The following is a 15,366-nucleotide window of genomic DNA, read 5'->3' on the forward strand; positions in this document are numbered from 1 at the left end:
TTAATGTTCTTTTTAAAGTAGACATATTAAATTCTTTACGAAATTTGCATAAAATACCTGATAGAAACTATGAATGATTCAAAAAATATTGAGATCAAGGCTCGTTGCATAGATTTAGAACGCATCCGAAAAATTCTTCTTGATAAAAAGGCTGAATTTATTGGTGTCGATCATCAAGTTGACACTTATTTTAAGGTTAATTCAGGTAGATTAAAATTACGGGAAGGTAATATTGAAAATAATTTGATTCATTATCAACGACCAGATCAGCTTGGACCGAAACAAAGTGATTTTACGTTATTTAAAACAGAAAGTGGTTGTGAATTAAAAAAAATACTCAACAAAGCACTTGGCATTATGGTAATTGTTGATAAAATACGTGAAATTTATTTTATTGATAATGTTAAATTTCATCTCGATCAGGTGAAAGATTTAGGTAGTTTTATAGAAATTGAGGTTATTGATAAGCAAGGAGTATTAAATGAAAATGATATGCTAATGACTTGTCAGTTTTATTTGAAATTGTTTTTAATTAAGAAAAATCAATTGATTGAGAATTCATATAGTGATATGATTTTAAAGATGTAAACCTCTCGTTTTAAGTAAGAATTTTAATTTACTTAACATCAGTTATTTGATTTTTTGCCTCCAGATTTTTCTGAGTCGTAGTGAAATTTGTTTGAATATTTTATTTAATTGTCAGAATGATAGGGGATAGAGACCTTTCATCATTAAAAGGCCCTACTGCAACAATATTATCAAATAATAAATTTTGCCCTCGGTTTGTAATTTCAATTTGTGCAATCATTTCCTCAGTTAATAATCCATTGTTAGAAATATATTGATATATATTAAATCCTTTTTGAATTGTTAATTTAAATGATTTTATTTCAAAAGTTAGATCAAAACTAAAATCGGACGGCATTTTTGGAACAATGGCACCAGCTGCAAGCAGAATCTCTCGATTTATAAAACCTTCCTTAATATTTGCAATTGTTGCTATTGGATCAGGTAGCCGTTTAATCCTAAAATTTTGTGAACCCATTTCTTTTTTAATTCCGTTGATGATTGCCGAAATCGTTATTACGGTATACCTTTCATCGGGAGGAACCGTTACAGTCCATTTATCAGATGAAAGACCGGCAGTTATGGTCCCTTTCGAAATTACCGGATGGAGATTTTCCTTAGAAATCCCTGAAACTGAAATGGAAACTGTATTCTCAACACCGATATATAATACATTCATTTCTGCCACTGAGATAGTAACTGAAGGTTCTGCTACTACATATTGATTAGAAAAATGATAATAATTTGTTTCACCGGATGAAGTTTTTACTCCAATAACCCCGGCATATTTATTTATACCTGTCTTCCGTGCAGGTAGACGGATATCAGATTTTCCATCAATACTACTAATCAGTTCTGCTTTGCTTAGTTCACTAATTGGAAGTGAATCCACATCTCTCATTAAATATATTTCAGGGCTCTGGCTTGTGTCATAAGCTGCAACAATCACTTCTGCCTTATATTCATCTCCAACAAAAATGTAATTATTATCCGGTAGAACTTTTGCATCAATTTTATCATAGCTAAAATCTTCGGCATTTATTTCATCCATTAACTTATTTACAATTTCAAATTCCGCATCATATACTTCGGTAATAATTTTATTTAAAATCGTGATATCTGCAGCCAGTATTGTGTTGTAAAAATGATGAGCTTCCCAATTCTGTCTTTGTCCATCAGCATTAAAGTAAGTACTATCAGTAATGAGTCCAAGCTTTAAGTCATTTCTATCTTTGGGATTTATCAGCTCAATCATTTTTTGACGATGTTCGATAATCTTTTCCTTTAAGTATCTTGATTTTCCTTGTGAACCATCATGGGAATCACCCATAAGATAGGCTGTTGTTAAACTATAATTATCTTTACTTTTTAAGTTTCTAATTTCAATTGTTTTTGCTGAATCTATTGATATTTTTTCAGTTACTGAAATCAACTCATATCGAAGGTTACTGATAAATTCAATCATTTTTCCAGAAAGGGATTTTGCTTCCCTGGCTTTATCCCAATAAGGCTTAACCTCATGCTGATTTAACTGGTACATTTTTTCAAAAGTGCCATAAGTGCTTTGAAGCCTCTGTGAAAATTTCTCGTTTGTTAATACTATACTTTCATTTACAACCAAAAACGCATCAATCACTTCTTTAGAAACATTAATTGCTAATAAGGCCGTAAGCACAAGGTACATCATAGCAATCATGCGTTGTCTGGGTGTTTCTTTTGCTCCTGCCATTTGTGTTATTGGGTTATTGTATAATCGACATATATGGTGCTAATTCCTGGTTGAATTTTAGCATAATCTGTAATTTTAAAAGAAAATATAAGTTGATGACCTTCATTTCTTCCTGAACCTGTATAGCTGGTTCCTATATTATCAATTAACGTCTTAGGAATATGCGATAATTGCACATTCCCGACCGGTTTACCTATTTTTCCATTACTAAATCCTCGGTATCTTTTTGCTTCTATGTATAACTCCAAACCTTCTGGTACACTTCCTGAAGATATATTTACTGATATAGAGGCAGTAGGATCAGATGCTCCAATCAATAAGGTATAATTTAACCATTGAGAATCATCAACAATTATCTGCCCTCGGCTACCTGCATTGTTTATTATCGCTAAATCTAAAAAAATAGGTGTCTTTTTTGAAATAGACAATTTATTCTGAGCAGACATATAATTTATACTCATGACCATGAATGCGCAAATTATGATTCTTAAATTTCTCATCTTTTTTATCAAATTTTTATAAGGAACATACTTGAATTAAATTATTTTCTGAAATTTTATTTTACGCACTTCTTTTTTAATAAGTACTTCGACTATTTTTACTTCTCCTGATGAAAGTTCAACTTTAAGTTCTTTGGTAACCAGCTGATAACCTGAAGGAATACCTTTATCATAGACTTTTAATTGCCAGACTCCAGTTCTGAGATCTTCAAAATTAAAATACCCAGTTTTATTTGAAAAAACCCTATAAACTTCATTTCCTTTACTGATTTCTATAATAAGGTTTCCTAATTGCTCCTTAACAGGAATATATTCTCGGCTGTTGATGTTAGAATCTTCCTGAATAATTATTTTACCAGTTATTCTGCTTGATTTTGTGAGTACTATTTCAAAAACTTTAGTCTCTCCCGGCAGGATTTCAATCTTATAAGGTCCGGGTGTTTCAGCAATTGTATTTAGACCTGTGATTGCATCGTTCATTAAAAGGTAATATATACCAGTTTTAACAATAGGAAATTCAAAGAATCCATTTTTATCTGTGTGAGCAATATTTCCGGACAGGGTGAATATAATTCCTTCAATATTTTCCACCCCTTTGTTAATCACTCGGCCTTTAAGGCTGCAAATATCTTTCTTTTTCGCAACCGGAACGTTTATGATGTAATTATAGCTTAAAGCAACGCTTAATTCTTTATTATTAAGTGTATTTCTGGTAAGATTGTAATTGGCAGAAAGTCCAAACTCATGTTTATTGTTCATTGCTAAACTAATTCTGGAAGAAATTAAACTCCGATCTTTATAATATTCCTCCATCTCATAATTATTTTGATATTCAAAAACGATACTGAGTTTTTTCCAGAATATTGCATCAAGTGAAGCACCATAATATATTGATTTTAAATCGCGGGTTTTATAATACTGACCTCCTTGGTAATTCGCAAATACATCGAGTGAAAAGCTATTACTTACTTTGTAATCCATTGACAAATAAGATTTGTACACAGTTGTAAGTTCACCTTCTTTATATACCAGTAGATTATTAATCTTTCCCATTTCTCCGTAAAAATTGAGTGCAAATCTTTTTATTCTATTTTGAAAAGTAATCCTCCCTGTGTATTCTTCATAATTAAAGAGTTTTTGTTCGAATCTGTCTTCTCGTTTTCGCTTGTACACAGCAAATCCTAAACTGTTCACTTTTTTGATCCTAAACATAGCCAAGAAACTGATATTTGTACTTAAAGGTGCATTTGAATATATCGTATCTAGGGCACTATTGATATGATTAAGCTCGTAACTGGCCGAAATATTTGATTTGGGAATAATGGACGTGCTAATTCCCGCTGAAAGATATTTTGAATTTGAAAAATATCCTGGAAAATCCTTATCTGCCATGGTATAGTTAAAATAGGTCCTGATTTTCGACCCACTCAACTTCAAACTTCCTTTATATGCCGAAGATGTTTTATCATTTTCCATGCCATTAGCGTATTCAAAATCTAATAAAGCCCATTTGGTAAGATTGGTCGTACCTGATACTGTTAAAAGCTCTACAATAGAATTTGTGATAAAAGTTTTATTTAGGTATCCTAAATTAATTTTGAAATTTTTAGTAGGAAAATAACTGCTGTAAACAGAATATACCTGGGTGACGTTAGGATAATACTTGGGATAATTCAAAAAAGCTCCAAGCATTAATTTTTTAAAAATGTTCTCAACACCTACTCCTTGCCCATGACGTGATGACTCAGTTAGGTCAGTCAATCTGTAATTATGATCACCCACCACTATATTTAAATGATTTGATGAATATTTTGCAAAGTATTCTCTATTTAATCCGAACACAGGATTTCCTTCCTTATCAGGTAAACGCACACGAAACTCTACCATTCTTTTTTTATTTGGAGAGATCATTCCTTTTGCGCTTATATCAAACATATAACCAAATCTTTTTTCTCCATTTCTTTCATCTGAAATGGCCAAACTTCTTATACTAATAGGAATACGATCATAAGCATCAAACTTTTGTGTTATTGACGGAATAACATCGAAAGAAAACGAATTTGTAACTGAAACTTCTGGCTTTCCAACTATAGTTGCTGTCAGGTGCACACTTTTTCTTGTATAAATAAGAATGTCTTTTTTTGTTGAAAATGGGATCCTCATGTTCGCATAGGAATCAGGTTTGATGGAGAGCATTTTATCCTCGACTGATGTTTCGGTGGTGACCTTTGTATTAATATCAATTTCTAAGTTTGACAAATTACGAACCCGGAAATGTACAATTAATGAATCTCCTGCGAACACATAATCCTGAGTTGGCAATGTCTCAATTGCAATCTCATATCTGGGCTTTATTAAAACAGGTATTTTTAATAATTTAACCATTTTGCTATTCATTTTATTGAATACTTCAACCTTTATAGTATCAGTTCCAACCAACGTCGATTCTTGAATATAAAAACTCAAAACTTTAATTTTCTTGCTATTCTTTCCAACCATCACTGATGAATAATCATTTAGTAAACTCCAGGCTTCTGGAGCTGTAATTTTCAAATGAAATTCCTTTGCTGTTTTGCTGTTATTCGTGAGCATGATTACTAAATTTATGCTGGAACCAGGTATTATTTCTTTGACCCCATTTTCGATTAAAGAAGCATCCAATAGCTCCATATCTGTATTATTCTCAGTTTCGATAATTTGATGATCTTTATCAACTATTAATATCTTATCACCATTTGGCTCACGTTCGTTTATTGGTTTATTTGAAGTTCTTTTTAACAGATTGTCAGATTCATCATTTATTTCAACCTCTTTATTAGAAATGAGAGAAGTATTATCAGCAAAATTACCTGGTAGAAAATATTTCTGACCAACAATTAGTTCATCATTGTTTTTGAGAAATGCTTGATTTATCTTTTTAAATTCTGCCAGATTTTTGTCAGGATTTAAACCATTTCGTCGTAGCAATGCATAAATACCTTCCCCCTTTTCTGCAATAGTTGATTTAAGGTTTTCTTGAGCCATTCCAAAAAAACAGAAACCAAATATAAAGAACCATATGAGTGTTAGTTTTCTCATGTTTTTTAGCAAGTTATGCGTCAGAAAAATCCAAAAAAGTCTTGATGTTTCAAGTGATTATTTTCTGGCACTGCTATGCTATAAACCATCTCCAAAAAGCCATATGCAATTGAAAAAGATCAGTACTATACAAAACATAGCATTTGTTGAAGATTTTCTCATGCCAATCTACTCTAAATTAAAAATACTGGCTGGTTTCTTCTTAAACTATAAAGAGGTTCATTCGGGTTGAATTTATTTTTATAAATTCTTGACTTTAGAAATAAAGGACATAGTCAATACCGAACACATCTTCTTCTTTTCCGTCTGCAATAATTAAACATTGGTATGTTTTTTTACTCTCCACACCTTTTAAATTTAAACGGAATCTGACAGAAGTCTTTGGGTATATCCCTTTCTTAGATGAGGTAATAACTTTTACGGATTTACCAGTTTCATCGAAAAGCTCCATCGAAAGTTCGGGAGCGATATAGTGTTGGCCTGTATTGACTATATCGACTGCTAAATACAAATTGTCGCCTTCTGTAATTAGTGTTGGGTTTAAAAAAGTTAATGCACCCATTCCTTTATTTTCTATTTCGGTAACCATTTGTATCGCGTAACGCGTTACAGTATTTATGTTCAGTTCTCCTTTTTGTTCAGGATCAATCGGGTTCACCCCTTCAATCATTATTATGCTCCAAAAAGTTCCGCTCAATGTATCGGTTTTTGGAATAACAATTTCGTATTGAATGAAACGATTTTCTTTCCCCTTTACAATTAAAGTTTTAGGACTGTAATTAATCCACGATGCGTTTGATCTTTCATGCGTAACAGGTTCATCATAAAAAGTGTAATCTTCATAATTATAGAGTAAATCTGTCTGATAGATTCTCACTTCCTGATCCATTTCTTCACTATTGTGTAATTTGATTTCTCCTCTAATAGTATCTCCCCCTATACCACTATGTAGATGTTTTAGGCTACCTAAAACCTCTATTGATGCCAATGATAATAAAGGCAGCATGCCAATAAAAATCAATGCAAGACAATATTTTATTTTTTTCATAATTTTAAATTTTATTTTTTAATTATCATATGCCTGCCTATCGGCAGACAGAAAATGCCCTATAATCATCTCTGTTGTATAAATTTATTTTATGGGCATTTCATCTATTTCTTTATTAAATTGAATTATTAATTCCTTCCGGTGTAATGGTTTGCATAAGATAACTCTTCCATTTATTAAATTTTAGCATCTGTTTAAATGATTAAAATGAGGTAATTCACGCTTTGAAAATTCAACAGTTTTGATTTTAAAGAAGAATTACTTCAATACAGGATCAGAACCTGAATAACTTAAATAGAGGATTTGTAAAATGAAAGATCACTTTCGATGCGAATAAAATGCGGCAGATAAATCCGCCGCATTTCAACCATTCTTCGGCAAAACTTTAATAACATTAGTTTAAAGGTCATGCACGAAGGTTTATTTCACACACGGAAATAAATCTTAAAAAATAACACGCTCTAAAGAGCTTGTTTTACAATGCCGCTGTAAGTGTTAAGGTTACGATAAGGCTGGCTGACGCAGTAGCACGGATGTCTGCATAATTTGCTGATGGATTATCAAGGCCCCATGTGTATTTCATTCTGTATCCATCATCAGCTGCTGTTCCCGAATAACAACTTCCGATATTGCTAACTAGTGTTGCATCGCTGGTTGTTAATGTCACATCTGTTGCGACAGGTGTTCCAACGGTACCTACTGCATTGGCATTAGGATTTAAAACTCTTGCTGTCAGAGTTGTTCCTCCAGGTAAGGTTCCGGTAAACTTGGCGCTAAGGGTGCGTGGTGCTGCATCAGAAATTACAGATGAAAATTGCACATACGCACTTGAATCAGAAATACTACTTTGAACGGCCTCCCCAGCAACAGTTGCTGCACTCAGGGTTAAATTTACACCTCCGCTTGTTGTGGCAAGCAAAGCTACCTCCGGCAATCCCATTGTAATATTGTGAGAGGTTACATTATCTTGGGTGTGTGCTTTTGTAACAGATAAAAAACATCCCCCAATAATTCCAATTACAATAATTAATTTTTTCATTTTCGTGTGTTTTATGGTTTATTAATTTTTAATTTGAATACATTCTGTTTTTATATTTGTTGACATAAAAAACAGATTCATTCATTAGTTAGTTCTGAAAAAAGAGGAATAGTAACCTTAAGATTTTGAGTTATTTAAAAAATCCGCAATATGCTTATATCATGGTAAAAATAACTGATATCAACTCAGAATTTAGCACCGTTTTTAGTTCTGAAACCTCTTAGCTTATCTCTGATTGAATCCTTGTTCTTTGCGATGAAAAAAGAGATATAAATCAAAAAAAGTAAAGTTGAAGTGATTAATTTTTAGTTGCCATTATGAGCGGTTATGGTGTAAACAATGGTAATATTTACTGGGCTTGTGGTTGACTGTATTAAACCATAACTGGCAGGTAGATTTGTAGGTGACCATTTATAAGTGAGCTTATATCCATCGTTATATCCTGTTCCGGTGTAGCAACTCCCAATACCAAGTATTAAATTTTGATCTGTTGAAGAAAGATTAATAGGTGTTGTTACTACATTTCCTAAATTTCCACCACTATTTGTTAAGGTGCAGGGTGCAGCTACAACGCTTAAATTTGTACCTTGAGGTATTGATCCGGAACTAATTCTGGCTGTGACCTCTCGAGCTGTACCACCCGGAACCAGAGATGATAGTTTTAAAAACATATCAGAATTTGATACCGAACTAACCGGTGCTCCCGCCACAGAACCACTCATAGTAAGAACAACCGGTGCATGATTGGTTTCAATCAGAGTGTAATCATTGACCTGAAGTGTAATGATATCTCCGGCAGTAAAACTCTGTGCCAAAGTTACGCTGCTGAAGGATGAAAATATCCAAAATATAAGATATCCAAGTATATTATTTTGTCTCATGATATTAATTAATACCTTAAGTAACCATATAGTAACCAATAGAAAACGAAAAGACTAATAATTCAATGAAAAGCTGATAATAGGGTCAGAAATTCTGATAAAACTGCCTAAAAGCTTAATTTGTTTAGAAAAATATTAATATAAAGTACTTGATTGATCTGGAAGTTGGATGGATTGTATCTTATTCGGCTGATGTAATTGTATAAGTTACAGTAATTTCATAATCTTTATTAGAGGTAAGATTTTTTTCGAAAGGATCAATATTCAACCATGAATACGTAAGTTGATGTCCCTTCTCAACACCTCTTCCTGTATAGCAGCTACCAATATTAGTAATGATATTTTGGGGATAATTTGAAAGCGTAATTTGTGAGACTGGCTCTCCAACTTTTCCCTCACCGGCGCCAACATCATCTCCAATCTTTAAATTAATTAAAGATTCTACAGGTAATTTACCTGAGCTAATATGAACTGTAATATGATTTGTTGACCCAGTTTCGACGATGGATGAGTAATTTAACCAAGTTTTATTTAAGGTAGAAGGTGTGATAACTTGCTCGATCTGGTTCTCTGATTTAAATGTTATCACCTGTCCATTGCCTTTAAAATCTAGTAATGCAACTGCAGGTATTGAAACAGTAATAGTCATTTCGGCAGTATTAGTTCGCTGCGCTGAAATATTTTGAGAAATAAGTACTATTAGAAATAATAACCCATAAAAGGGGTTATTCAAGAGCTTTTTGTTCATATTCATTTACATATGAAATTTTCTTGTCTTAAAATTAATCTAAAGTTAGCACAAAAAATAGCTAAAAATTGTTTACCCATAATATTTACAAAAAATAAAGATGAAAATTTAGGGGTACTTAAATCTTGAGCAGATTTAGGAGAAAAAATCTAAAATACCTGAAAAGAATTACAATTTAATTATGCCTTCTTTAATTGAATATCTAACCATATCAGCATTTGTCTTAAGATCTAATTTTTTAAGAATGTGCTGTTTGTGTGTTCCAACGGTTTTAATACTAATGAATAATTTTTCTGAAATTTCACGTGATGAATTACCTTCAGCAAATAATTTCAGAATTTCAATTTCTCTATTTGACAAGGTATTTTCATCTTTGGTTATTTCTTCTTTTTTAGCTAAATAATCCTGAATTACAATTTCGGTGACTTCCTCACTTAGGTATTTTTTTCCTAAATAGACTGAATTGATTGCTTCAATTAATTGATTATAGGTGCAATTTTTTAATAAATATCCAGAAGCACCGGCATCCAGAATATCTTTTATGTAGTCCTTTTCAATATGCATTGAAAGAGCCAAAATTTTGATGTTAGGGTAGTTGTTTCTGATTTTTTGTGTTGCTTCTATGCCATTTAATATCGGCATTCCTATATCCATTAGCATAATATCAGGTTGATAATCTTTTGCTTTTAAAATCGCATCTTCGCCATTCTCGGCCTCGGCAATCACCTCAATTTCAGAAGAATTAGATAAGAGCTTAACCAATCCCTCACGGAATAATTGATGATCGTCGGCAATAATAATTTTTATTGACATCTTATAAGTTTTTTAATGGAATGATAATCGTTGCTGTAGTTCCTTTTTTTATTTTTGATGATATTTCTAAAGATCCTGCCATGTAATCCAGTCTTTCTTTAATACTGAACAATCCGAAACCGTATTGCCGGATCATATTTGGTTTTGGCTTATAATCAAATCCGGTTCCATCGTCATTTACTGAAATCGATAAAGTATCATTATTGATTCTGCAGGTGATTTCTATTTTATTAGGTTTTGCATGTTTAATAGCATTTGATATTAATTCGCTTATAATCCTATACAACAAAATCCTGATTGCATCCTTAATAACAGGAAAATTATTATCAAATTTAAAAAATGTTTTAACATTGTGCTCTTCCTCAATCTGATTCAATTTCCATTTTAAAGCAGGAATTAACCCAAGTTCAAATAAAATTGGAGGACTCAGATCAAAAGTAAGTGATCTGGTTTTTGCAATTGCCGAATTAATCAATTCAGAACAACTCTCAACAATTTCATTGACTTTTGTTGATGGAGTATGCTTGTTTATGGAGGTCAGATTAATACGGGCAAGCGATAATGTTTGCCCAATTCCATCATGCAAATAACTGGCTATTCTTTTACGTTCTTTTTCTTCAATAAGTGATAATTCAGAATTCAATAATTTTAAATTATGCTGATAATTTAAAATTTCTATTTCTGTTTGCTTACGATTGCTAATGTCTTTGATAACAAGAATAAATTCAAGCGGATTATTCAACTCATCATTAATCAACGATGCTGAAACTTCAGCGTAAAATTCCGAACCATCTCCTTTAGAAAGAAGCATTTCAATATCTTTGACCCTCCCTAAAACCAAAACCTCATTCAACAATTGCCTTAAAGCCGTTGATTTTTCAGAAAAAATAAATTGATAGGCATTTTTATTTAGATACTTTAATTCCCGATCCAGTTTAAAAAGTTCTATGGCAACTGGAGAAATATAAGCAATTTCTTCATCAAGTTTAATGCTTATGATCGCATCTTGTAAAGTTTCAGTCATTACACGGTATTTCTGTACTTCCTTTTTTAGATTATCTTCAGCTTTTTTGATTCTTAACATCACCTTAATTTGTGCGGCTAATTCAGCCGGGTCAATTGGTTTTTCAAGAAAAACATCAGCTCCCGCTTCCAATCCTCGAATTATTCCTGCCGGATCTTTTACATAACCGGAAAATAAGATGATTGGAATATGACAGGTTGTTTGATCTTTTTTCAGAATTTCGCATACTTCATATCCATCCATTTCTGGCATCATAATGTCTAGTAAAATGGTGTCAGGTAACTCAGATTTTGCAGAATGAATCCCTTCCAACCCTGATTCAGCAACAAGTACCACACAATCCGGAATGTACTTTTTAATGGTTTCTTTTACTAATCTGAGGTTATCCGTATTATCATCAATTGCAAGTATTTTACTCATTTTTATTTTCGAAAAGTAATTTTGATGAATTTGAATTAAATATTCAAGAATCAATTAGTATTTATAAGGTGAAAAAACACTAATAGGTTAAGTATTATAAGATTGAATTGAACCTAAAAAATTTGCGATTTATAAGCCATTTTGTAAATGTAATCAAAAAAATCTGTTAGATCCTTTCTGCTATTACTCAATATTAAACAATTACACTCAAACGAAATGTATGAATAGTTAGTTTCATGTTGATAACGAGATAAAATCTTTAACGATGACCGTAGTGTTAATTTTGTCAAAATTACTTAGCAAGTAAATAATTATAGTTACTTTTGCAGCGCCTGTTAAATTTTAACGGGTCTTTTTTTTTGTAATTGTGCTATCAAAAGGATGATTTTTAAAATCATAAAAAAATATAAGTATCTCTTAATTGTTGGTTTAATAGTGGGCGGCTACTTTGCCATTGCCCAGGTATTGCCAAAAAGTTTAAGTCGCTATCCTGCATTTGTAATCATCTTTTTACTTGATATTTATTTATGGAGTGCCATAAAAAGTTGGATTGGTAGACAAAGCAAAATTTGGGAGATCAGCCTTAATTTATTGTATTGGTTGCCTTTAGCCATGATCATTACAACCACTACTATCAGTCTGTTTAAGCCAATTCAAACATGGAATACTTCAGTTTATCTAAATATTTCAGGATTTGCCATCATTTGTTATACTGCTAAAATATTTACTACACTCTTCATCTTATTAACAGATTTTATCAGAGGGATTCAATTTATATTAAGATTTGCAAAAACCAAAAGGACTAAGCAAATTAAAAAAGCAGAACTACCGCTAATAACAAGAAATAAATTCATCAAGAATCTGGGATTGTTAACAGGAGGCGTTATCTTAAGTGGGATATTGGTTGGGCGTTTTAAATGGGCTTCAGCCTTTAAGCTTCGGACGGAAGATCTTATTTTACCTAAATTACCTCAAGCTTTTAATGGGTTAAAAATTATTCAATTTTCCGACTTGCATTTAGGAAGTTGGCCCAGTAGTACACCTATTTCTGAGATTGCCGAAATTATTAATGAGCAGGATGCCGACCTGGTTTTTTTCACCGGTGACTTGGTAAATTTTTCTACTTCTGAGGCATTTAAATTTGAGGAAATTTTAAAAGAAATTACTGCACCTTTAGGAGTATTTTCTATATTGGGTAATCACGATTATGGCGATTATGTAAATTGGGAAACTGATGAAGCCAAAGAAGATAATATGCAGCAATTATACGATTTACATGATAGAATAGGGTGGAAGCTATTAAGAAATGAAAACCATATTATTGAGAAAAACGGAAGTAAGCTGGCTATACTTGGTGTCGAAAATTGGGGCGACAATCCTCGCTTTCCAAAAAAGGCAGATATGAATGAAACATTAAAAGGTATCGAGAATGATACTATACAACTTTTACTCTCACATGATCCAAGTCATTGGGATAAAGTCATCTCAAAAAAGTACAAACACATTGATCTGACTTTTTCCGGACATACACATGGTTTTCAGTTTGGGATAGAAACATCCTTGTTCAGATGGAGCCCTGCTCAATATCTATATAAATACTGGGCAGGTTTATATCGGATCAAATCACAATATCTTTATGTAAACAGAGGAACGGGCTATTTAGGCTATCCCGGACGCATTGGCATCTCTCCCGAAATAACTTTGTTCACTTTATACAATGAATAATATTTGTTAAAAAAATGTTAATTTTTAAAATGGCATTTTGAATCCTACCATATATGTAGTATATTTGTTTTTGGTTAATTTAAATTCTAAGAGATTAGAAATAAAGAATACCTAGGTTTATTTTGTGATAATTGCAATCAGATATTGAGGTTGATTCTTCTAACTTGCTAAACAAATGCTAATTTTTACTAAGTGATTATCTAACAGAGTGAAGTAAAAAAGTCCCTGAAAAGGGACTTTTTTTATAAACTAAACCAAGGTTTGATTTGCTCTGTTTTATCTTTGGGTTCTGAGATATGGCGAAATTCATTGGTGTAATTATCATAAATATAATCTTTATCCCAAATTTTGTAGTTTTCAGCAATTTGGCCCACAGCATCAATTACTGATTTAATTTCTTTATTCGTCATCGTGGGGTGTAATGAAAGTCTGATCCAGCCTGGTTTTTCACTTAAATCACCGGAATTGATTTTCTGCGTTATTTTTGCAGAGGTATCATGGCTCACATCTAACAGAAAGTGCCCATAGGTTCCGGCACATGCACATCCTCCTCGTACCTGGATCCCAAATCTGTCATTTAACATCTTAACCACAAGATTGAAATGAATATTTTCCAGATAAAACGAAATTATTCCCAGTCGATCCTTCACATTGTCGGCTAAAATATGCATCCCCTTAATTTTAGAGAATCCTTTAAATGCCAGTTTTGTAAGTTCTTGTTCGCGTTTATGAATGTTTTGCGTGCCCATCTGATTCTTTAATTCAATACATAAGGCCGCTCTGATTGATTGTAAGAACCCCGGTGTACCTCCATCTTCTCTGGTTTCGATATCATCAATGTATTTATATTCACCCCATGGATTGGTCCAGTCTACAGTTCCTCCTCCGGGATTGTCGGGAGTTTTGCTATGGTACAATGATGAGTCAAAGATTAAAACTCCTGAAGTACCCGGGCCACCTAAAAATTTATGAGGCGAAAAGAATATCCCATCTAATTTTTCCATCGGATCTTCAGGGTGCATATTGATATCAACGTATGGTGCTGAGGCAGCAAAATCTACAAAACAAACACCTCCATATTCATGTACGATTTTGGCCATTTCATGATACGGAGTAATAATGCCGGTTACATTCGAACAGGCTGAAAAACTACCTATTTTGAAATCACGATCTTTATATTTTTCTAGAAGTGCTCTCAGTGCATCTAAATCAATGAGCAGATCCATATCCGGCGGTATCACTTCAACATCAGCATTTACCTCGTACCATGAAGTTTGATTTGAGTGATGTTCCATATGTGTAATAAAAACAATGGGACGCACTCTTTCTTTTTGACATATTTGATTAGAAAGGAATCCACAGGTTTTTAACCCCAGTATACGTTGTAATTTATTTATAACAGTTGTCATACCTGATCCTGCTGTAATAATCACATCGTTCGGACCTGCATTTACATGTTCTTTTATAAGCTTATGTGAATATTGATAAGCCTTGGTCATCAATGTTCCGGTTTCACTTGTTTCGGTGTGGGTATTACCAACATAAGGCCCGATAACTTTAGAAATTCTATCTTCAATTGGCTGATATAAACGACCACTTGCAATCCAGTCAGCATAAATCATTTCTTTACTTCCATATGGAGTATTGAATTTTACCTTATTACCAATGATCCGTTTTCTGAATTTCTTGAAGTATTTTTCCATGTAAGCTGATGTTAAAAAATAAGGATTTTATGCGCTAGTATAGTGACTGTAAAATTAAGGATTTTATCTAAATCAATCACATTACTAAGAC

The 15,366-nt window shown here is 32.6% G+C and carries 12 protein-coding genes; 2 read left to right on the forward strand and 10 right to left on the reverse strand.

The window, feature by feature from the left end; genetic code table 11:
- Positions 1 to 69: 69 nt before the first annotated feature.
- The gene (locus KKG99_10525; GenBank protein ID MBU1013430.1) at positions 70 to 588 is read left to right on the forward strand and encodes a class IV adenylate cyclase; all 519 of its coding nucleotides are present in this window, start codon (positions 70 to 72) and stop codon (positions 586 to 588) included.
- Between the two features lie 100 nt (positions 589 to 688).
- Here the strand turns inward: KKG99_10525 and gldM are convergent, their stop codons facing one another.
- The 9 genes from gldM to KKG99_10570 all read right to left on the reverse strand — a co-directional run bounded on the left by gldM (position 689) and on the right by KKG99_10570 (position 11,847).
- On the reverse strand, positions 689 to 2,296 hold the full coding sequence (gene gldM / locus KKG99_10530; protein ID MBU1013431.1) for a gliding motility protein GldM: 1,608 nt from the start codon (positions 2,294 to 2,296) through the stop codon (positions 689 to 691).
- Positions 2,297 to 2,301: 5 nt separating this feature from the next.
- The gene (locus KKG99_10535) at positions 2,302 to 2,796 is read right to left on the reverse strand and encodes a hypothetical protein (GenBank protein MBU1013432.1); all 495 of its coding nucleotides are present in this window, start codon (positions 2,794 to 2,796) and stop codon (positions 2,302 to 2,304) included.
- 36 nt (positions 2,797 to 2,832) lie between these two features.
- Positions 2,833 to 5,874: a hypothetical protein gene (locus KKG99_10540; GenBank protein ID MBU1013433.1), complete on the reverse strand. Its 3,042-nt coding sequence runs from the start codon at positions 5,872 to 5,874 to the stop codon at positions 2,833 to 2,835.
- 256 nt (positions 5,875 to 6,130) lie between these two features.
- On the reverse strand, positions 6,131 to 6,922 hold the full coding sequence (locus tag KKG99_10545) for a hypothetical protein (GenBank protein MBU1013434.1): 792 nt from the start codon (positions 6,920 to 6,922) through the stop codon (positions 6,131 to 6,133).
- Positions 6,923 to 7,397: 475 nt separating this feature from the next.
- Positions 7,398 to 7,961, reverse strand: coding sequence for a hypothetical protein (locus KKG99_10550; GenBank protein ID MBU1013435.1), 564 nt, complete (start codon positions 7,959 to 7,961; stop codon positions 7,398 to 7,400).
- Between the two features lie 305 nt (positions 7,962 to 8,266).
- Positions 8,267 to 8,842 (reverse strand): hypothetical protein, encoded by a 576-nt coding sequence (locus KKG99_10555; GenBank protein ID MBU1013436.1) that lies wholly within the window; start codon positions 8,840 to 8,842, stop codon positions 8,267 to 8,269.
- 181 nt (positions 8,843 to 9,023) lie between these two features.
- Positions 9,024 to 9,590, reverse strand: a complete 567-nt coding sequence (locus KKG99_10560) for a hypothetical protein (GenBank protein ID MBU1013437.1) — start codon at positions 9,588 to 9,590, stop codon at positions 9,024 to 9,026.
- A gap of 168 nt (positions 9,591 to 9,758) precedes the next feature.
- Positions 9,759 to 10,403, reverse strand: coding sequence for a response regulator transcription factor (locus tag KKG99_10565; protein MBU1013438.1), 645 nt, complete (start codon positions 10,401 to 10,403; stop codon positions 9,759 to 9,761).
- 1 nt (position 10,404) lies between these two features.
- Entirely contained in the window at positions 10,405 to 11,847 is a 1,443-nt protein-coding gene (locus tag KKG99_10570; protein MBU1013439.1) for a response regulator, read from the reverse strand.
- Positions 11,848 to 12,228: 381 nt separating this feature from the next.
- On the opposite strand from KKG99_10570, the gene KKG99_10575 reads away from it, so the two are divergent.
- The gene (locus tag KKG99_10575; GenBank protein ID MBU1013440.1) at positions 12,229 to 13,572 is read left to right on the forward strand and encodes a metallophosphoesterase; all 1,344 of its coding nucleotides are present in this window, start codon (positions 12,229 to 12,231) and stop codon (positions 13,570 to 13,572) included.
- 242 nt (positions 13,573 to 13,814) lie between these two features.
- Here KKG99_10575 and KKG99_10580 read toward each other — a convergent pair whose 3' ends face one another.
- Positions 13,815 to 15,275: an aminotransferase class V-fold PLP-dependent enzyme gene (locus tag KKG99_10580; GenBank protein MBU1013441.1), complete on the reverse strand. Its 1,461-nt coding sequence runs from the start codon at positions 15,273 to 15,275 to the stop codon at positions 13,815 to 13,817.
- Positions 15,276 to 15,366: the final 91 nt, after the last annotated feature.

The organism is Bacteroidota bacterium (assembly GCA_018816945.1).
GTDB lineage: Bacteria > Bacteroidota > Bacteroidia > Bacteroidales.

Excerpts from the sequence above, each read along its gene's own strand:
- KKG99_10525 (MBU1013430.1), top strand. The coding sequence starts at position 70 with ATGAATGATTCAAAAAATATTGAGATCAAGGCTCGTTGCATAGATTTA.
- gldM (MBU1013431.1), bottom strand. The coding sequence starts at position 2,296 with ATGGCAGGAGCAAAAGAAACACCCAGACAACGCATGATTGCTATGATG.
- KKG99_10535 (MBU1013432.1), bottom strand. The coding sequence starts at position 2,796 with ATGAGAAATTTAAGAATCATAATTTGCGCATTCATGGTCATGAGTATA.
- KKG99_10540 (MBU1013433.1), bottom strand. The coding sequence starts at position 5,874 with ATGAGAAAACTAACACTCATATGGTTCTTTATATTTGGTTTCTGTTTT.
- KKG99_10545 (MBU1013434.1), bottom strand. The coding sequence starts at position 6,922 with ATGAAAAAAATAAAATATTGTCTTGCATTGATTTTTATTGGCATGCTG.
- KKG99_10550 (MBU1013435.1), bottom strand. The coding sequence starts at position 7,961 with ATGAAAAAATTAATTATTGTAATTGGAATTATTGGGGGATGTTTTTTA.
- KKG99_10555 (MBU1013436.1), bottom strand. The coding sequence starts at position 8,842 with ATGAGACAAAATAATATACTTGGATATCTTATATTTTGGATATTTTCA.
- KKG99_10560 (MBU1013437.1), bottom strand. The coding sequence starts at position 9,590 with ATGAACAAAAAGCTCTTGAATAACCCCTTTTATGGGTTATTATTTCTA.
- KKG99_10565 (MBU1013438.1), bottom strand. The coding sequence starts at position 10,403 with ATGTCAATAAAAATTATTATTGCCGACGATCATCAATTATTCCGTGAG.
- KKG99_10570 (MBU1013439.1), bottom strand. The coding sequence starts at position 11,847 with ATGAGTAAAATACTTGCAATTGATGATAATACGGATAACCTCAGATTA.
- KKG99_10575 (MBU1013440.1), top strand. The coding sequence starts at position 12,229 with ATGATTTTTAAAATCATAAAAAAATATAAGTATCTCTTAATTGTTGGT.
- KKG99_10580 (MBU1013441.1), bottom strand. The coding sequence starts at position 15,275 with ATGGAAAAATACTTCAAGAAATTCAGAAAACGGATCATTGGTAATAAG.